The following is a 23,503-nucleotide window of genomic DNA, read 5'->3' as shown; positions in this document are numbered from 1 at the left end:
CTGAAGGACATCCTTTGGCATCCGTTACTACAACTGAATAAGTTGTTCCTGCAATCAATCCCGTATAGATTCCTGTAGCATCACCTGTTGTGTTAGCTCCTGTTCCGCTAAGAACATAAGTATAAGGTGCAACTCCGTTTGATGGCGTTACTGTGATTGTTCCATTATTCTCTCCGTTACAGATTACTGCCGTTGGAACTGCATTAGCCGTTGGCGTTGCAGGGGTAGTTACAACTGCTGCGTTTGTTGTTACTGAACAAACTGCCGCATTGCTGTCTGTAATGACAAAAGTATAGCTGCCTGCTGCTGAAACTGAAGCTGTAAAGCCTGTTGCTGTTGGCGTTGCTAATCCTGAAGCAACTCCGTCTACATACATTTGGTAAGTATATGGTGCAACCCCATCTGTAATAACAACATCAATAGTAGCATTAACTGATCCTGCACAATACAAGTCTTTGGTCAATGTAGCTGTAGCCAACAATTGTTTTTCAATTGTATAGTTTACAAATGCCTCACAGCCATTATCATCCTTAATTCCTAAGGTATAAGTACCCGGTGATGTAAATGTAGCTGTTGATGTAGCTATAGCCGATCCGTTTACTGTGTATGATTTAACACCATTATAGCTCGTAGTCAAGGCATCTAAGTCAACTGTCAAGGCTGAACCTGCATAACACTGCGGTGCTGCCGGATTAATAGACGGAGCAGCATTGTTTGTGATGATAACATTCTCCATATGGATACAGCCGTTAGCATCTTTTACATAAACATCCCATGACAGGTCTGCCAGGTTAGTATCTACTGAAAGTACTGAATTAGTACTGTAAGCTGATGCAACAGGAGCGGCTGAACCACCGTTTACAACTGCATAAGTATAAGAGCCTGTTCCCCCTGTTACTGCGCTAACTGTGATATTAGAAATATCCTGTGAACAGAAAACTTTAGTTCCAACTGCGGTGAAAGCAATAGGGTTCGGTTCTGTTATAGTAATAGCGGCACTCTCTGAACAATGAGTCGTATTGTCCTGTACTGTTACTGTATAAGTACCTGCTGATAATCCTGTTAATGTAATAACATCACCAGCTTGTGAAACCTGTGCTGCTGCAACTGCCGGAGAAGTTACAACACTATAATTACCAGATACACTGAATCCTGTAACGGTAAACTGCGCTGAACCGTTATTGGTAGTACCGTCTGCAGCATTACATGAAATATCAGTAAGCATAACTCCTGCAATAGCAATTGGGGTTACCGGAACAATTGTATAATTTCTTTCAATTGAACAGCCATTAGCATCGGTCACCTTGAATAAATAAGTATCTGGAGCCAAGCCGGTAAACAATGGATTAGTTCCATTGTCAACAGTGATTGGTGAAATGATCTCGTATTTAGCCATAGGCACATATCCGCCAGATACTGTCAGAGTAATATCGGCAACATTGGTCGGACAAACAGGTGCTGTAGTCACAGCAAACGTAATACCGGTCAATGGTAAATATCTATTTACCGTAGTGCTTGCGTTAACAATACAGCCATTGGCATCCTTAACAGAGTAAGCAATAATCTGGTCTGTACCGTTATCCGCTACAACCAAAGTATTAACTGAACTATAAACACCAGATCCGTTAAAACTATAAGTATATGGTACTGTACCTGTACCCACAGTAGCCGTTACCGTAACAACTGCCGGCTGTGCAACATTGCCCGAATTACAACCAAATGGCGTAACAACATCCGTAGCTGCCAATACTGAAGGCTCTGTGATCGTTACCGGAATAGCCGCTGAAGGACATCCTTTGGCATCCGTTACTACAACTGAATAAGTTGTTCCTGCAATCAATCCCGTATAGATTCCTGTAGCATCACCTGTTGTGTTAGCTCCTGTTCCGCTAAGAACATAAGTATAAGGTGCAACTCCGTTTGATGGCGTTACTGTGATTGTTCCATTATTCTCTCCGTTACAGATTACTGCCGTTGGAACTGCATTAGCCGTTGGCGTTGCAGGGGTAGTTACAACTGCTGCGTTTGTTGTTACTGAACAAACTGCCGCATTGCTGTCTGTAATGACAAAAGTATAGCTGCCTGCTGCTGAAACTGAAGCTGTAAAGCCTGTTGCTGTTGGCGTTGCTAATCCTGAAGCAACTCCGTCTACATACATTTGGTAAGTATATGGTGCAACCCCATCTGTAATAACAACATCAATAGTAGCATTAACTGATCCTGCACAATACAAGTCTTTGGTCAATGTAGCTGTAGCCAACAATTGTTTTTCAATTGTATAGTTTACAAATGCCTCACAGCCATTATCATCCTTAATTCCTAAGGTATAAGTACCCGGTGATGTAAATGTAGCTGTTGATGTAGCTATAGCCGATCCGTTTACTGTGTATGATTTAACACCATTATAGCTCGTAGTCAAGGCATCTAAGTCAACTGTCAAGGCTGAACCTGCATAACACTGCGGTGCTGCCGGATTAATAGACGGAGCAGCATTGTTTGTGATGATAACATTCTCCATATGGATACAGCCGTTAGCATCTTTTACATAAACATCCCATGACAGGTCTGCCAGGTTAGTATCTACTGAAAGTACTGAATTAGTACTGTAAGCTGATGCAACAGGAGCGGCTGAACCACCGTTTACAACTGCATAAGTATAAGAGCCTGTTCCCCCTGTTACTGCGCTAACTGTGATATTAGAAATATCCTGTGAACAGAAAACTTTAGTTCCAACTGCGGTGAAAGCAATAGGGTTCGGTTCTGTTATAGTAATAGCGGCACTCTCTGAACAATGAGTCGTATTGTCCTGTACTGTTACGGTATAAGTACCTGCTGATAATCCTGTTAATGTAATAACATCACCAGCTTGTGAAACCTGTGCTGCTGCAACTGTCGGAGAAGTTACAACACTATAATTACCAGATACACTGAATCCTGTAACGGTAAACTGCGCTGAACCGTTATTGGTAGTACCGTCTGCAGCATTACATGAAATATCAGTAAGCATAACTCCTGCAATAGCAATTGGGGTTACCGGAACAATTGTATAATTTCTTTCAATTGAACAGCCATTAGCATCGGTCACCTTGAATAAATAAGTATCTGGAGCCAAGCCGGTAAACAATGGATTAGTTCCATTGTCAACAGTGATTGGTGAAATGATCTCGTATTTAGCCATAGGCACATATCCGCCAGATACTGTCAGAGTAATATCGGCAACATTGGTCGGACAAACAGGTGCTGTAGTCACAGCAAACGTAATACCGGTCAATGGTAAATATCTATTTACCGTAGTGCTTGCGTTAACAATACAGCCATTGGCATCCTTAACAGAGTAAGCAATAATCTGGTCTGTACCGTTATCCGCTACAACCAAAGTATTAACTGAACTATAAACACCAGATCCGTTAAAACTATAAGTATATGGTGCTGTACCTGTACCCACAGTAGCCGTTACTGTAACAACTGCCGGCTGTGCAACATTGCCCGAATTACAACCAAATGGCGTAACAACATCCGTAGCTGCCAATACTGAAGGCTCTGTGATCGTTACCGGAATAGCCGCTGAAGGACATCCTTTGGCATCCGTTACTACAACTGAATAAGTTGTTCCTGCAATCAATCCCGTATAGATTCCTGTAGCATCACCTGTTGTGTTAGCTCCTGTTCCGCTAAGAACATAAGTATAAGGTGCAACTCCGTTTGATGGCGTTACTGTGATTGTTCCATTATTCTCTCCGTTACAGATTACTGCCGTTGGAACTGCATTAGCCGTTGGCGTTGCAGGGGTAGTTACAACTGCTGCGTTTGTTGTTACTGAACAAACTGCCGCATTGCTGTCTGTAATGACAAAAGTATAGCTGCCTGCTGCTGAAACTGAAGCTGTAAAGCCTGTTGCTGTTGGCGTTGCTAATCCTGAAGCAACTCCGTCTACATACATTTGGTAAGTATATGGTGCAACCCCATCTGTAATAACAACATCAATAGTAGCATTAACTGATCCTGCACAATACAAGTCTTTGGTCAATGTAGCTGTAGCCAACAATTGTTTTTCAATTGTATAGTTTACAAATGCCTCACAGCCATTATCATCCTTAATTCCTAAGGTATAAGTACCCGGTGATGTAAATGTAGCTGTTGATGTAGCTATAGCCGATCCGTTTACTGTGTATGATTTAACACCATTATAGCTCGTAGTCAAGGCATCTAAGTCAACTGTCAAGGCTGAACCTGCATAACACTGCGGTGCTGCCGGATTAATAGACGGAGCAGCATTGTTTGTGATGATAACATTCTCCATATGGATACAGCCGTTAGCATCTTTTACATAAACATCCCATGACAGGTCTGCCAGGTTAGTATCTACTGAAAGTACTGAATTAGTACTGTAAGCTGATGCAACAGGAGCGGCTGAACCACCGTTTACAACTGCATAAGTATAAGAGCCTGTTCCCCCTGTTACTGCGCTAACTGTGATATTAGAAATATCCTGTGAACAGAAAACTTTAGTTCCAACTGCGGTGAAAGCAATAGGGTTCGGTTCTGTTATAGTAATAGCGGCACTCTCTGAACAATGAGTCGTATTGTCCTGTACTGTTACGGTATAAGTACCTGCTGATAATCCTGTTAATGTAATAACATCACCAGCTTGTGAAACCTGTGCTGCTGCAACTGTCGGAGAAGTTACAACACTATAATTACCAGATACACTGAATCCTGTAACGGTAAACTGCGCTGAACCGTTATTGGTAGTACCGTCTGCAGCATTACATGAAATATCAGTAAGCATAACTCCTGCAATAGCAATTGGGGTTACCGGAACAATTGTATAATTTCTTTCAATTGAACAGCCATTAGCATCGGTCACCTTGAATAAATAAGTATCTGGAGCCAAGCCGGTAAACAATGGATTAGTTCCATTGTCAACAGTGATTGGTGAAATGATCTCGTATTTAGCCATAGGCACATATCCGCCAGATACTGTCAGAGTAATATCGGCAACATTGGTCGGACAAACAGGTGCTGTAGTCACAGCAAACGTAATACCGGTCAATGGTAAATATCTATTTACCGTAGTGCTTGCGTTAACAATACAGCCATTGGCATCCTTAACAGAGTAAGCAATAATCTGGTCTGTACCGTTATCCGCTACAACCAAAGTATTAACTGAACTATAAACACCAGATCCGTTAAAACTATAAGTATATGGTGCTGTACCTGTACCCACAGTAGCCGTTACTGTAACAACTGCCGGCTGTGCAACATTGCCCGAATTACAACCAAATGGCGTAACAACATCCGTAGCTGCCAATACTGAAGGCTCTGTGATCGTTACCGGAATAGCCGCTGAAGGACATCCTTTGGCATCCGTTACTACAACTGAATAAGTTGTTCCTGCAATCAATCCCGTATAGATTCCTGTAGCATCACCTGTTGTGTTAGCTCCTGTTCCGCTAAGAACATAAGTATAAGGTGCAACTCCGTTTGATGGCGTTACTGTGATTGTTCCATTATTCTCTCCGTTACAGATTACTGCCGTTGGAACTGCATTAGCCGTTGGCGTTGCAGGGGTAGTTACAACTGCTGCGTTTGTTGTTACTGAACAAACTGCCGCATTGCTGTCTGTAATGACAAAAGTATAGCTGCCTGCTGCTGAAACTGAAGCTGTAAAGCCTGTTGCTGTTGGCGTTGCTAATCCTGAAGCAACTCCGTCTACATACATTTGGTAAGTATATGGTGCAACCCCATCTGTAATAACAACATCAATAGTAGCATTAACTGATCCTGCACAATACAAGTCTTTGGTCAATGTAGCTGTAGCCAACAATTGTTTTTCAATTGTATAGTTTACAAATGCCTCACAGCCATTATCATCCTTAATTCCTAAGGTATAAGTACCCGGTGATGTAAATGTAGCTGTTGATGTAGCTATAGCCGATCCGTTTACTGTGTATGATTTAACACCATTATAGCTCGTAGTCAAGGCATCTAAGTCAACTGTCAAGGCTGAACCTGCATAACACTGCGGTGCTGCCGGATTAATAGACGGAGCAGCATTGTTTGTGATGATAACATTCTCCATATGGATACAGCCGTTAGCATCTTTTACATAAACATCCCATGACAGGTCTGCCAGGTTAGTATCTACTGAAAGTACTGAATTAGTACTGTAAGCTGATGCAACAGGAGCGGCTGAACCACCGTTTACAACTGCATAAGTATAAGAGCCTGTTCCCCCTGTTACTGCGCTAACTGTGATATTAGAAATATCCTGTGAACAGAAAACTTTAGTTCCAACTGCGGTGAAAGCAATAGGGTTCGGTTCTGTTATAGTAATAGCGGCACTCTCTGAACAATGAGTCGTATTGTCCTGTACTGTTACGGTATAAGTACCTGCTGATAATCCTGTTAATGTAATAACATCACCAGCTTGTGAAACCTGTGCTGCTGCAACTGTCGGAGAAGTTACAACACTATAATTACCAGATACACTGAATCCTGTAACGGTAAACTGCGCTGAACCGTTATTGGTAGTACCGTCTGCAGCATTACATGAAATATCAGTAAGCATAACTCCTGCAATAGCAATTGGGGTTACCGGAACAATTGTATAATTTCTTTCAATTGAACAGCCATTAGCATCGGTCACCTTGAATAAATAAGTATCTGGAGCCAAGCCGGTAAACAATGGATTAGTTCCATTGTCAACAGTGATTGGTGAAATGATCTCGTATTTAGCCATAGGCACATATCCGCCAGATACTGTCAGAGTAATATCGGCAACATTGGTCGGACAAACAGGTGCTGTAGTCACAGCAAACGTAATACCGGTCAATGGTAAATATCTATTTACCGTAGTGCTTGCGTTAACAATACAGCCATTGGCATCCTTAACAGAGTAAGCAATAATCTGGTCTGTACCGTTATCCGCTACAACCAAAGTATTAACTGAACTATAAACACCAGATCCGTTAAAACTATAAGTATATGGTGCTGTACCTGTACCCACAGTAGCCGTTACTGTAACAACTGCCGGTTGTGCAACATTGCCCGAATTACAGCCAAATGGCGTAACAACATCGGTAGCTGCCAATACTGAAGGCTCTGTGATCGTAATTGGAGTTTTTGGATAAAGACATGATTTTGCATCTTTAACCGTAATAGTATAAGTTGTTCCAGCTGCTAATCCTGTGAAGACATTAGAAGCTTGGAAAGCTCCCGCATCCAATCGATATTCGTAAGGACCTACTCCTGAAGTTACATTCACAGTAATAGTACCATCGGCAAAACCATTACAACTTACATTTGTTTCTGTTGTAGTAAATACCGTTGGTGTAATCGGGTCTAAATCAAAACTTGTTGTCGTTTGACATACTGTTGCATTGTTAGCGTCTGTAACTCTAAAAACATAATTTCCTGCTACCGCAGCTAAATATGGATTAGAAGCTGAAACGAATCCTCCGCTATTGAAAGATACTTCATAAGTATAATTAGCAGCAGGTGTTGTATTTCCTCCTGTAGTCGTTAAAGTTATTTCTGCTTCTGGGCTTGGTGTACAATCTAATTCTTTAGTCAATGAAGCAGATAAGTTTAACTTAGGATATACTTCAAAATCAACATCATCCGTACATCCGTTTCCATCTTTAATCACTAAATTATAAGTCCCTGAGGCATTAAATGTAAAACTTGGTGAACTTTGGAAAGCACTTCCGTTAACACTATAAGTAGCTCCTCCTACTAAGTCAGGATCAACTGTTCCTGAAAAAGTAATGGTAAAAGGTGTTCCATCATAACAAACCGAAGTTGCTGGTGGAGTAACTATAGGTGCATCATCTGCATCTAATGTTACAGCTGCAGTTTTAATACAACCATAAGCATCTTTTGCGTAAACAATATAATTTCCTGTTACACTTGTTGCAAAAGTTGTATTTCCATTCCAACCTGCTGTACTTGCTGTTGGTGCTGTAGCTGATGCTAACAAATATTGATAGGTGTAAGGTGCTGTACCATCTTTAGCCTGAGCAGCAATAACACCGTCTTCATTACAATTTACATTTTTAATTTTTGAAACTGCAACTGATAAATCAATAGCAGATTCTGTAATTTCAAATGGTGCTGAAGCAACACTGCAACCTGCATTTGTTGCACCCGCATCTTCAGTAATTAACACAAAGTAATTACCGAATGGCAATGTTCCAAAATTATTTACAGCCAATGATCCACTAGCCGGAATAATTGTACTAACTAATCCACCAACCGGTGTAACATTTTGTGAATTGTAAATTTGGTATGTAACTGGTGTAGCTACTCCATAAGTATGATTCATTGTGAATGTTACATTTCCGTTTGCTGCTCCTTTACAAGTAATATTACTTTCTGTTAAAGGAGTGACCGTAATTGTTGAATTTGTTCCAATTGGAAATTGTGATGTTTCGAAATAATAACATCCTGTTCCTGTACCTCCATGAGTTGCATCTGCATCATATACTACAAAAGTATAAGTCACACCTGCAATCAAATTACTAAATGTAGTTTTTTTACTACCAACTGCATCTTCTGCCAACCATACACCTGATGGATATGAAGGAACAGATCCTGTATATAAACTGAAATAAAATGGTCCGTTACCAATGGTACTTGTCGGAGAAGAACTTACAGCGACAAGTGCAGACCCAGTTCCCGAACAAACTACCGGAGATGGTGAAACAGTAATATCTAAATCATCTGGTGGTGATGCAACCAAAATGTTTTGGTGCAGGTTCTGACAACCATTTGCATCAGTAACAATTAATTCATACAATCCAAAATTAACGATATCAAATACTTGTGATGTACCTGGCTGATTTGTGAACTTCTGATTGTAGCCATTCACTCCCGTAACATGATAAGTAAAATTTGGAGTTCCACCGGTTACTCCATTTACGATAATTCTTCCTAATGAAATCCCTCCGGCGCCACAAGTAATAGGATCAACATCAAAATCAACCACAATAAGATTTGGTTCAACAATTGTAATGTCTTCAGTATCCGTACATCCTCTAGCATCAGTTAGTGTAATTGTATAAACACCAGCAGACAAACCTGAGGTTTGTGTACCGTAATCAACTCCCGTTGTATTATTTCTTATATTGAATATGAAAGGAGCTAGACCTTTCGTATTATCTATTGCAATTGCAATTGCTGCAGTATCATCTCCATTACAATTAATAGATTGTATTTGAGTAACTCCAATGTTTCCTGGTAAAGCAATATCATCAATTACAGGATTAACCGTTGGAGTAACAACAATTGCAGTTGTTGTTGAAGCCGAACATGTATTAGAATCCGTAACTGTAAAAATATAATTTCCTGGCGTATTTGTTGTAAATACATTACCTGCAAAAGTACCGGTATTTGGAGAACTTGTATAAGTAAACGATCCTGCACCACCTGTTGGAGTTAACGTAATTTGTGCAGCAGTTGGTGCCGGATTACAAGTAATATCTTTATTTAAAACTGCACTTAACGTTAATTGCGGAGCTACTGTAACCGGGTTGCTGTCTGCAGTACAACCGTTAGCATCTTTTACACGAATAGTATATGTACCTATCGATGTTATTGTAAAAATATTAGATACCTGATAAGAACCTCCTCCATTAATACTGTAAGATAACGTTCCTGTTCCTCCTGTTGCTGATGCAGTGATAGTATATCCTCCCGGAGTACCCAAACAACCAGCTCCAATAGCTGTAACTGCTGTTGGCGCATTATCTGTTGCAATAGTAACATCTACTTTAAATGTACAGCCATTGGCATCTTTTACCCAAACATCCCAGTTGGTATTTGTAGTCGGGTTTAAATCCGAACTATTGCTGGCAATATAATCTGATGCTACAGGAGCAACACCGTCCTGTTTGTAAGCATACGTATAAACCGGTGTACCGCCGGTAGCAGTTACGGTAACCTTAGAGGTAGCAACATTACAATTGGCATTTACCGATGAAGCTGTAGCTCCTAATAAACTAGGCTGGGTAATAGTGATAGATGTAGATGCTGTACATCCTGTAGTCTCATCTGTGAAAACAACATTATAAGGACCTACTCCAAGGTTTGGCAAGGTAAACGAAGCTCCACTCTGAGCCGTAACTGCAGGATTTGTGTTGACCTTATAACTGTAAGTAGTAGTAAACTGGCTTACATCATATCTGATAGAACCTGTAGAACCTCCATTACAATATACATCGTTCAACTTGGTAGCAATCGCTGCTATTGGGGTAACAACAGGAACTGTATGAGAACCTGTAGTATAACAGCCGCTTGCATCGGTCACTTTAAAGCTATAAGTAACGCCTCCGGACAATCCAGTGAAAATACCCGTATTGTTTGAAGTAACTGAAGCTGCCGGTGCTGTAATTTCATATGTAAAGGTCGTACCAACTCCTGTTCCTGCTGTCTTAGCAACAGTAACGGTACTGGTAGTACGAGAAGCTGGCGTACAGTAAATATCGGTATGGGTAATACCTGAAATTAATGGTGGATTTAATCTGTTGATAACAACTGATCCTGGGAAAGTACAGCCATTGTTGTCTTTTACTATATAGTTTATAGTCTGGTCTGTTCCGTTATCGGAAACCGTGAAAGTTCTGGTTCCTGTAAAAGCACTTCCCTCAAAACTATATGTATATGGAGCAGTTCCTGTAGTTGGTACTGCAACAGTAACAACTGCAGACTGTTTAACATTTGTGGTATTACAGCTAAATGCGGTCGCTGATGCCGTAGTAGTCAAGGCTGTTGGCTGGGTAATGGTTACATTTACCAGACCTGTACAACCCTTGCTGTCCTTAACATAAAAAGTATAAGAACCTGCAGCCAATCCTGTAAAGATAGCCGTGGCAGTAAATCCGCTTGTAGCATTATTACTGTAAGTATAACCACCTGAACCGCCAGCACCTGTCAAGGTAACTGAACCATTGGATGCTCCTCCGTTACAGCTCACATTTACCTGGGTAGCTGTGACTGTAGGATCTGAAATCGTATTTACTGTAGCTGTAGTGGTAACTGTACACCCTGGAGTATTAGAATCTGTAACTCTAAAAGTATAAGTGCCTGCCGTAGCTGTCGTATAAACATTACTTGCCATTGCTGTGTAGCTAGAACCTCCATTACTAGAAACTTCATACGTATAGACTGTTCTGCCTCCTGATGCCGTAACGGTAATTTGTGCCTGAGGTGTTGTAGCTGAACAGCTAAGCTCTCTGGTTACTGCTGCATTTGCTGTCAACTGTGGATAAACAGTTACTGCTGCTGATGGAACGATACAACCGTTGGCATCCTTAACATGAACCGTATAAGTACCTGCCGAAACACTAAAAGTATTGCCTGTCTGGAATGTGCCAGTAGCTCCGCCAATACTATAACTCAATGGGGCCAAACCTGTACCTGTAGCGGTAATGGTAAAGCCACTGCCCGAGCCTGTACATTGGTTGCTTACAGAAGCCGTAACTGTAGGCGCATTATCTGTTGCAATAGTAACATCTACTTTAAATGTACAGCCATTGGCATCTTTTACCCAAACATCCCAGTTGGTATTTGTAGTCGGGTTTAAATCCGAACTATTGCTGGCAATATAATCTGATGCTACAGGAGCAACACCGTCCTGTTTGTAAGCATACGTATAAACCGGTGTACCGCCGGTAGCAGTTACGGTAACCTTAGAGGTAGCAACATTACAATTGGCATTTACCGATGAAGCTGTAGCTCCTAATAAACTAGGCTGGGTAATAGTGATAGATGTAGATGCTGTACATCCTGTAGTCTCATCTGTGAAAACAACATTATAAGAACCTACTCCAAGGTTTGGCAAGGTAAACGAAGCTCCACTCTGAGCCGTAACTGCAGGATTTGTGTTGACCTTATAACTGTAAGTAGTAGTAAACTGGCTTACATCATATCTAATAGAACCTGTAGAACCTCCATTACAATATACATCGTTCAACTTGGTAGCAATCGCTGCTATTGGGGTAACAACAGGAACTGTATGAGAACCTGTAGTATAACAGCCGCTTGCATCGGTCACTTTAAAGCTATAAGTAACGCCTCCGGACAATCCAGTGAAAATACCCGTATTGTTTGAAGTAACTGAAGCTGCCGGTGCTGTAATTTCATATGTAAAGGTCGTACCAACTCCTGTTCCTGCTGTCTTAGCAACAGTAACGGTACTGGTAGTACGAGAAGCTGGCGTACAGTAAATATCGGTATGGGTAATACCTGAAATTAATGGTGGATTTAATCTGTTGATAACAACTGATCCTGGGAAAGTACAGCCATTGTTGTCTTTTACTATATAGTTTATAGTCTGGTCTGTTCCGTTATCGGAAACCGTGAAAGTTCTGGTTCCTGTAAAAGCACTTCCCTCAAAACTATATGTATATGGAGCAGTTCCTGTAGTTGGTACTGCAACAGTAACAACTGCAGACTGTTTAACATTTGTGGTATTACAGCTAAATGCGGTCGCTGATGCCGTAGTAGTCAAGGCTGTTGGCTGGGTAATGGTTACATTTACCAGACCTGTACAACCCTTGCTGTCCTTAACATAAAAAGTATAAGAACCTGCAGCCAATCCTGTAAAGATAGCCGTGGCAGTAAATCCGCTTGTAGCATTATTACTGTAAGTATAACCACCTGAACCGCCAGCACCTGTCAAGGTAACTGAACCATTGGATGCTCCTCCGTTACAGCTCACATTTACCTGGGTAGCTGTGACTGTAGGATCTGAAATCGTATTTACTGTAGCTGTAGTGGTAACTGTACACCCTGGAGTATTAGAATCTGTAACTCTAAAAGTATAAGTGCCTGCCGTAGCTGTCGTATAAACATTACTTGCCATTGCTGTGTAGCTAGAACCTCCATTACTAGAAACTTCATACGTATAGACTGTTCTGCCTCCTGATGCCGTAACGGTAATTTGTGCCTGAGGTGTTGTAGCTGAACAGCTAAGCTCTCTGGTTACTGCTGCATTTGCTGTCAACTGTGGATAAACAGTTACTGCTGCTGATGGAACGATACAACCGTTGGCATCCTTAACATGAACCGTATAAGTACCTGCCGAAACACTAAAAGTATTGCCTGTCTGGAATGTGCCAGTAGCTCCGCCAATACTATAACTCAATGGGGCCAAACCTGTACCTGTAGCGGTAATGGTAAAGCCACTGCCCGAGCCTGTACATTGGTTGCTTACAGAAGCCGTAACTGTAGGCGCATTATCTGTTGCAATAGTAACATCTACTTTAAATGTACAGCCATTGGCATCTTTTACCCAAACATCCCAGTTGGTATTTGTAGTCGGGTTTAAATCCGAACTATTGCTGGCAATATAATCTGATGCTACAGGAGCAACACCGTCCTGTTTGTAAGCATACGTATAAACCGGTGTACCGCCGGTAGCAGTTACGGTAACCTTAGAGGTAGCAACATTACAATTGGCATTTACCGATGAAGCTGTAGCTCCTAATAAACTAGGCTGGGTAATAGTGATAGATGTAGATGCTGTACATCCTGTAGTCTCATCTGTGAAAACAACATTATAAGAACCTACTCCAAGGTTTGGCAAGGTAAACGAAGCTCCACTCTGAGCCGTAACTGCAGGATTTGTGTTGACCTTATAACTGTAAGTAGTAGTAAACTGGCTTACATCATATCTAATAGAACCTGTAGAACCTCCATTACAATATACATCGTTCAACTTGGTAGCAATCGCTGCTATTGGGGTAACAACAGGAACTGTATGAGAACCTGTAGTATAACAGCCGCTTGCATCGGTCACTTTAAAGCTATAAGTAACGCCTCCGGACAATCCAGTGAAAATACCCGTATTGTTTGAAGTAACTGAAGCTGCCGGTGCTGTAATTTCATATGTAAAGGTCGTACCAACTCCTGTTCCTGCTGTCTTAGCAACAGTAACGGTACTGGTAGTACGAGAAGCTGGCGTACAGTAAATATCGGTATGGGTAATACCTGAAATTAATGGTGGATTTAATCTGTTGATAACAACTGATCCTGGGAAAGTACAGCCATTGTTGTCTTTTACTATATAGTTTATAGTCTGGTCTGTTCCGTTATCGGAAACCGTGAAAGTTCTGGTTCCTGTAAAAGCACTTCCCTCAAAACTATATGTATATGGAGCAGTTCCTGTAGTTGGTACTGCAACAGTAACAACTGCAGACTGTTTAACATTTGTGGTATTACAGCTAAATGCGGTCGCTGATGCCGTAGTAGTCAAGGCTGTTGGCTGGGTAATGGTTACATTTACCAGACCTGTACAACCCTTGCTGTCCTTAACATAAAAAGTATAAGAACCTGCAGCCAATCCTGTAAAGATAGCCGTGGCAGTAAATCCGCTTGTAGCATTATTACTGTAAGTATAACCACCTGAACCGCCAGCACCTGTCAAGGTAACTGAACCATTGGATGCTCCTCCGTTACAGCTCACATTTACCTGGGTAGCTGTGACTGTAGGATCTGAAATCGTATTTACTGTAGCTGTAGTGGTAACTGTACACCCTGGAGTATTAGAATCTGTAACTCTAAAAGTATAAGTGCCTGCCGTAGCTGTCGTATAAACATTACTTGCCATTGCTGTGTAGCTAGAACCTCCATTACTAGAAACTTCATACGTATAGACTGTTCTGCCTCCTGATGCCGTAACGGTAATTTGTGCCTGAGGTGTTGTAGCTGAACAGCTAAGCTCTCTGGTTACTGCTGCATTTGCTGTCAACTGTGGATAAACAGTTACTGCTGCTGATGGAACGATACAACCGTTGGCATCCTTAACATGAACCGTATAAGTACCTGCCGAAACACTAAAAGTATTGCCTGTCTGGAATGTGCCAGTAGCTCCGCCAATACTATAACTCAATGGGGCCAAACCTGTACCTGTAGCGGTAATGGTAAAGCCACTGCCCGAGCCTGTACATTGGTTGCTTACAGAAGCCGTAACTGTAGGCGCATTATCTGTTGCAATAGTAACATCTACTTTAAATGTACAGCCATTGGCATCTTTTACCCAAACATCCCAGTTGGTATTTGTAGTCGGGTTTAAATCCGAACTATTGCTGGCAATATAATCTGATGCTACAGGAGCAACACCGTCCTGTTTGTAAGCATACGTATAAACCGGTGTACCGCCGGTAGCAGTTACGGTAACCTTAGAGGTAGCAACATTACAATTGGCATTTACCGATGAAGCTGTAGCTCCTAATAAACTAGGCTGGGTAATAGTGATAGATGTAGATGCTGTACATCCTGTAGTCTCATCTGTGAAAACAACATTATAAGAACCTACTCCAAGGTTTGGCAAGGTAAACGAAGCTCCACTCTGAGCCGTAACTGCAGGATTTGTGTTGACCTTATAACTGTAAGTAGTAGTAAACTGGCTTACATCATATCTAATAGAACCTGTAGAACCTCCATTACAATATACATCGTTCAACTTGGTAGCAATCGCTGCTATTGGGGTAACAACAGGAACTGTATGAGAACCTGTAGTATAACAGCCGCTTGCATCGGTCACTTTAAAGCTATAAGTAACGCCTCCGGACAATCCAGTGAAAATACCCGTATTGTTTGAAGTAACTGAAGCTGCCGGTGCTGTAATTTCATATGTAAAGGTCGTACCAACTCCTGTTCCTGCTGTCTTAGCAACAGTAACGGTACTGGTAGTACGAGAAGCTGGCGTACAGTAAATATCGGTATGGGTAATACCTGAAATTAATGGTGGATTTAATCTGTTGATAACAACTGATCCTGGGAAAGTACAGCCATTGTTGTCTTTTACTATATAGTTTATAGTCTGGTCTGTTCCGTTATCGGAAACCGTGAAAGTTCTGGTTCCTGTAAAAGCACTTCCCTCAAAACTATATGTATATGGAGCAGTTCCTGTAGTTGGTACTGCAACAGTAACAACTGCAGACTGTTTAACATTTGTGGTATTACAGCTAAATGCGGTCGCTGATGCCGTAGTAGTCAAGGCTGTTGGCTGGGTAATGGTTACATTTACCAGACCTGTACAACCCTTGCTGTCCTTAACATAAAAAGTATAAGAACCTGCAGCCAATCCTGTAAAGATAGCCGTGGCAGTAAATCCGCTTGTAGCATTATTACTGTAAGTATAACCACCTGAACCGCCAGCACCTGTCAAGGTAACTGAACCATTGGATGCTCCTCCGTTACAGCTCACATTTACCTGGGTAGCTGTGACTGTAGGATCTGAAATCGTATTTACTGTAGCTGTAGTGGTAACTGTACACCCTGGAGTATTAGAATCTGTAACTCTAAAAGTATAAGTGCCTGCCGTAGCTGTCGTATAAACATTACTTGCCATTGCTGTGTAGCTAGAACCTCCATTACTAGAAACTTCATACGTATAGACTGTTCTGCCTCCTGATGCCGTAACGGTAATTTGTGCCTGAGGTGTTGTAGCTGAACAGCTAAGCTCTCTGGTTACTGCTGCATTTGCTGTCAACTGTGGATAAACAGTTACTGCTGCTGATGGAACGATACAACCGTTGGCATCCTTAACATGAACCGTATAAGTACCTGCCGAAACACTAAAAGTATTGCCTGTCTGGAATGTGCCAGTAGCTCCGCCAATACTATAACTCAATGGGGCCAAACCTGTACCTGTAGCGGTAATGGTAAAGCCACTGCCCGAGCCTGTACATTGGTTGCTTACAGAAGCCGTAACTGTAGGCGTGTTGTCGCTTATAATGTCAACTCTCCTTTTTGCTATACATCCATTGGCATCTTTTACATAAATATCCCAAGCCAAATTCGCTCCTGAATTTGTATCAATCGTGAAAACTGAACCTGAAGCATATGCTGATGTAGGAACTGTAGATGGGTTTATCGCATATGCATAAGTATATGCCGGCGTACCGCCTGTAACAGTTACCGTTATTTGTGAATTGTCATTATTGCAATTTATATTGGTACCAACAGCATTTGTAATAGATAATACTGCTGATGGCTGTGTAAGCGTAACGCTATAATTAGCAGGGCATTTTGTCTTAATATCGGTTACTGTAATGGTATAACTACCCGCAGATAAATTATTCAAATTAACAGTATTTGCCGTTTGATTAGTATTAGAATCTACCGTTGCGTTTGATGGATTTTTAACAACATAATCGTAACCACTTGTACTAACTCCTGAAACTGTAAACTCAATATTACCTGTCCCTCCATAACATGAAATTGGTGCAGTAACAGAACCTCCGGCTGTAATGGCAGGAATTCCGCTGATAGTATGTGTTTTTGTAAATTTACAATCCGTTTGGGTATCTGTAGCCTGGAAAACATAACTTCCAGCAGCTAAGCCTTGGAAAATCCCTGTAGTATTTGCTGTTGCGTTATATCCTGCAGGACCTGATATAATTTGATAACTGAAAGGATTTGGAGCACCTGTTTTTACAGCCGTAATTGTTACTTGACCTCCTACTGGAGTAGCTGAACAATCATAACCATTATCAACAATTGTTATATCTGTAATTGGTTCTAATGCACCAATAATTACAGATAATGGTCCAAATTGACAGTCATTCGCATCCTTAATATATGCCGTAACTGTTCCAGCAACTGAAGTAGAGTAAGTATTTGTATTTGTAAAATTAGATGTTCCATTAAAACTATATTGGTAAGATCCTGATCCTCCTGAAGCAGTAACCGTAACTACTGCAGAAACAGTTCCAGAAGCACTACATTTTAACTGATTAGTGCCAATATTTCCTGTAACGGCCATTGGATTTACTATCGTAACATTACTTACTGCAGATTCACAGCCTTTACTGTCAATTACTTTAATATTATAAGTACCTGCAGACAAACCTGTAAACTGATTTGTTGACTGAGTAGTATAAGCAGCCGCAGAACTTAATTTAATTGCATACGTATAAACAGTAGTGGCACCATTTGAAGCCGTTACTGTAATAGTACCATCATTTGCATTATTACAGGTAATATCTGTTTTATTAGTTGTTAAAGCTGGCGTTGTTTTTGGGGAAACTACGATAGTATTACTTGTTGCATTACAACCTTTGCTGTCTGTAACTGTAAATACATAATTTCCGGCAAGTGCAGCCGTATAAGGAAAAGAAGCAACAGCTGTTGCTGTACCACCATTACGAGAAACGGTATAAGTATAAGGTCCTGCATAACCGCCTGTTACTGCTGTATTAATTGAAGCATCAACCAAACATGTTAAATCTTGTACTAAAGTTGCATTCAATTGTAATTGAGGTTCAATAACAATATTCGTAATTGCAGGCGCAGTACAATTATTACTGTCTGTCACTAAAATAGTATGTGTACCTGGCGCTACATTATTAAAAGTATTTGTAGTAACTGGTGTATTATTGTCTAATTTATAAGTGTAAGGCCCAACACCTCCAGTTGCAGTAACAACTAAACTAGCAGGATTTGATGGCGTATAACACCAGTCGGTAGTTGCTGCTAAAGTTGCAGATGGAGAAGTTAATGTACTTATTGTTATAGGTGCAGAGGCTGGAGATAAACAGTTATTGGCATCTCTTACCAGAACTGTGTATGTTCCTTGTGCTACATTTGTAAACGTCTTGCTTGACTGGAATGGTTTTACAATTCCTGAACCATCGCTTAACTGATATTGATAACTTCCTGTACCCCCTGTAACAGTAGTAACAGTTATAGTTGCTGGTACAGTACAAGTTGGTGCTGTTTTATCTACCTGAACAATAAGAATTGCCTGAGGTGCTTTAATAACTGAATCAAATCTAAATTCACATTTTCCTGCAGGATCTGTAGTATTATGTTTTACAATTACCTTATAAGTACCTTCACCTAATCCAGAAATAGTTACTGGTGAAGTAGTTGAAGTATGCCAATTCAAACCGTTATCTGTAGAATAATAAAATCCTGTCGTGGTATTAAAATTAGTTGCATTAATAGTAATACTTCCATCATTTGAAGTACTACATTTCGCATCCTGAATTCCAGGAGTTGGTACATTAAAAGCGCTGTTTGAATCAATAACAATTGGGAAACTTTTTTCATTACCACATGATTTTGGTATCTGACGAACCCAAATATCATCAAGAAGTACATCATTTCCATTAAAATTAGTATCATATGAACGAATAACAAAACTTAAGTTATTATAAGTTCCCGGGTTTAATGATAGTTCATTATATTCCCATTTGTCAGATTTAGGAACAACCCAAGGAGCGGCTACAGGGGTTGTAGCAACAATGGTCTCTGTACCACCAACACCATTTAAGTTATTAATTAATTGAATCGTTAATTTTGGATCAGCATAACCGGATCCAGCACTACTCTTAATCAAATTCTCTGCCCATAACGAAATAATTACAGGTTGATTAGGTATAACATCCTTGATTGGCTTACTATATAATATACCTCCAACTCCAGCTGAACCTCCAACATTTACACATAAAAATCTTCCTAATGGGTCAGATGGTGTAGTATGATCTTTAGCTACCAGCCAAGTGCCTCCAAAATTAGTTTTAATTGAACTTGCTACTGCATATTTACCATCATTGATTTGATAATCTGTAATACTACCGCATAATGCTGGCCAACTGGCAGGGTGTGGTGTTGTTTCATCTTCAAAACAATATAGAGGACTAATTCCCGGAATAGTTGTATAACCGCCTTTTCCAAAATCTTCCTGCAACAAATTGCTATAAGTAGAAACTGTAGTGATATTGTATTTTACAATTACAGTGTGGTTTCCTGAAGGAACATCAGTAAAGACATTATTTGTTATTGGAGTATTTGGAACAGGAGCTGCTGATCCTGTTTTTAAATAGTACTCATAAGTATAGGTTGTTGATCCAGAAGTTGTTGGAGTATTGACTACAACAGTAGCGGTAGCGGTACCATCACAATTAAATACCGGATTAATATTACTATCAATAACCGGATCCTCAGGTTTAGGATCTAAAATGATATCATAAGGAATTTTATAAATACATCCTTTACTATCTTTTACACGTAAATCATAAGAAGCAGTTGATGATACTACATACTTTTCTGGAGAAGCCTGCCATGTTGCTCCACCATCAAAACTATATTGATAAGGGGATGTTCCACCCTGTGCATTGGTAAATCTGATTAATCCTGTTGGCTGGCCTCCCTGTAAAGGTCCACAACCTGCTAATTCTGCAACACCTGCCGAAGCAGTTACAGCAGAGGTTGGTCCTAAAATGGTAATTTGTTGTGCAGGATCGGTACAATATTTGGTTTGCTGGCCATTCCATTCTGAAGTATACGTAATACCGTATCTTACTACTAAATTGTAAGTTCCTGGTGTTAAATTTAAAAACGTAGGGCTTGACTGAAAAGTACCGCCATTATTGATACTATATTGTATTGAATATCCATTACCTCCGCTAATTAAATTTACATCTATGCGAGCACCATCATTATAACAATTACTATCTGTTTTAGTATAGCTATAAATTGGTTTGGTATTATCAGGAACATTTACAGTAATTGTTTTTGTACAAAGTTTCGAATCACGTACTAAAACTGTATAATTTCCTGGGGTTGGAGCTAAAATTATAATAGCATTAGAGTCTGTATTACCATTTAAAGAAGATGCCTGAGGTTCTGTTGAGCCATTAACAAAAAAGGAGAATCCCCAATTGCCGTCTTGTGCGGAAATTTTAATCTTTCCTTCACTACAACTTGTAAGTGGTTCTATAATAAGTCCTGTAAGTTTTATATCTGAAGCAGTCCCATTGATATATTTACCAACGCGCTGTCTACATTGAACATTATTATTTTCATCTCTGGTAGTTACTTCAACTTCATAATATTTTCCAGGCGTTAAATTTGAAAATTCATGAACACGGCTTGATAATGGACCTACCTGTTGTAACAGTGTCCCACCATCATATAAAGCGAAGTAGTATCCTGAAAGACCATCACTGGCACTTACCTGAATACTTCCTTTCTCTCCATAACAAAGTGGCTGTACGTTAGGATTATCAACTTTAGCATCTAAATTTATTTGACGGATTTCAATGGTATTTGTTTTGTATTCACAAGTTTTTGCAACACCTTTAAGACGATACTTGACAATATAAGTACCTGGATTCCATATATCAAATACATTACTATCCTGATAACCAGTAATATTGTTTCCGCTTGCATTAGCTAAAACATACTCATATCCTGTTAATTTATCTACCGTTATATTACCTTTGTTATTACAAATAATATCTTTGTGAGTTTCATTTATCGTTAAATTACTTTTATAAACATTAAAATAATAACGGTTAAAACAAATTCCTGAACTAATTGTCACTCTATATTGTCCTGCTGTGTTAGCATTAAAAGTAGGTCCATTAGGTCCTGCGGACACCCATTGATTTTCACATGTACTACCTTCATTTGCACAAAGGTCTGACAAAGCCGCAGGAGGAAGACAAGTAGTAGTTTCCCAAACGATACTAGTCGCTCCTGTAATTTTTGTGTCTAATAACCTTGAATCATTTGCTCCACAGAGAAAAATTTTAGGAAGCGGTTTTCCATTATCCGGACAAACAATAATACTTCCGTTTGATTCTTTATTATCAGCATATTCAATTATCGGATTTGTTTTAAACTGATTATAAGGTTCAACCGTTATAATTTCCTGTAAATCTACACAAGGAGGATTCGCTGTATTATAAACATAATAAGTTCCTGGTTGTGTTATTGTCAATGTTTGCGAAGTGCCAATGACTGGGGAACCTGTAGAACTGGTAGACCATGAATAAGATTTGTAGCCTCCAGATGCAGAAATTGTCATACCTGCACCACACAATTCTTGTCTTCTATTTTTACACGCATCTACACCAACTAAGAAATTGGTAGATTGAGGTACAATAGTACAACCCGCAACCGAAGTATAACTTTGGTCATTAAATGTACCCGTGTTATTAGTTCCTAAATAATTAGAATATGCTGTATTCTTTATTAAATTAGAACAAGCATTAGTTAATTTAGAACAATCATCTACTACTTTAACTTTAAAACGAATTTGTGATACTGGATCATTTATTTCTAATAAATTATTTGGTACCGTAAAAGTTAAAACCCTTGTAGTAGCATTATATTGCACATATTGATTACCCGCTGCAGTAGTTGGCATTGTCATCCCGGTAGGCAATGTAAGGATGTCAGTAGGAAAATTAAACTCGGTATTAATAGGTAATTCGTCTGTAATTACATAGTTTCTGGCATTATCATTACCATCATTTTTAAAACCTAACTCATAGGTTAAAACATCACCCAAATTAACAGGCGCGTTACTTGCATCATTGTTACTTGCATCTCTTACTCCTTTGGTTAGAATAACTTTAGGTGCAATAATGTCTACAGAAAATGCTGTAAAATAATAAATAAAAATATCACTACTCGTACCTAAAGTTATTGTCGCAGATGTATCATTATTTTTAATAATATTTGACGAAGGATCTATATCAATAACACCTGTGTCAAAACCTAAAGTATTAGTACTATTTGGAACTCTATTTGTAAAAGATGTATTTAGAGAATTTATCGAACTGTTGAAAAAATTATTTTGACCACCTTGTAAAGGCCTTCTTGCTGGAGTGATTGTAGTTCCGTTTATCTGAAGATAATCCCCTGTATAACCATAATCTCCTTCAAGAGCAGCAAATGCAAACCTTGCCTGAACAGGACCAGTAGGTATAGTAGTAAAACCACTAATGACAGTATTATTTGGCCCACCGCCTTGTGCCCTCGCAGTAAATCCATTAAATGTAGAAATTGCCTTTGATGGTAAACTGGAATCTTCATAAACTATAAAAAGCGACCAACCCGCAGAATTACCTGTCCCCCCATTAAATCCCTGACTTGCAACGACATTGGCAACGGTATATGTTCCATTAGGATTTGTAGGACTTAGCAAACTTGTTATTTCAGCAAAGCAAGCATATGCCTGAGTATTATCCGGGTTAATACCCCCAGCACTAGTTGTGATATCGTGAATAATTGTACCTGTTATATCCTGATAAGAATTATTAGCAGTGTTGGGTACCTTAATTTTTACTTTATTAATATTTGATCTGTCAGCAGGAGATTTTAAAGTGCCGGACCAATATAAAGCGGCATAGGCAATTCTATAACATGGATCTGCAGGAGCCTGATTATTTGGTACGGTTAAGTTAGCACTACTCGAACTAAAAATTCCGGAAGTAGCACCATTGTCGATATTAATATAGCGCATATCAAAATCACCATTCAAACCAGTGCCATTATAAGCTGTATTAGGACCGGTAACAGTACCATTATTACTTACAGAACGTCTATTAAGTATGTTATTCCCAATTACAAGAAAATCTCCTTTGAGCTGTTGATTATACTGCCTAACAAAAGGTTTTAAATTCTGGGAAGACCCAACATTGCTTAGTAAAAAGAACAAAAACAATAATGCAATTTTCAGAATCGTAGGTTTTTTCAT

At 39.8% G+C, this 23,503-nt stretch carries 1 protein-coding gene (only partly in view); it reads right to left on the bottom strand.

Annotated elements, in window-relative coordinates; genetic code table 11:
- Window positions 1-23,503: the 5' portion of a T9SS type B sorting domain-containing protein gene (locus BXU10_RS24845; protein ID WP_123922044.1), read on the bottom strand. It extends 6,659 nt beyond the left edge of the window; 23,503 of the gene's 30,162 nt are visible here — the first part of the coding sequence; its start codon is at window positions 23,501-23,503; the stop codon falls past the left edge of the window.

Origin of the sequence: Flavobacterium sp. LM4 (assembly GCF_002017935.1) — a bacterium.
GTDB classification, from domain to species: domain Bacteria; phylum Bacteroidota; class Bacteroidia; order Flavobacteriales; family Flavobacteriaceae; genus Flavobacterium; species Flavobacterium chungangense.
The sequence above is the reverse complement of the archived record's forward strand: the minus strand, read 5'-3'. Positions and strand labels throughout refer to the sequence as shown.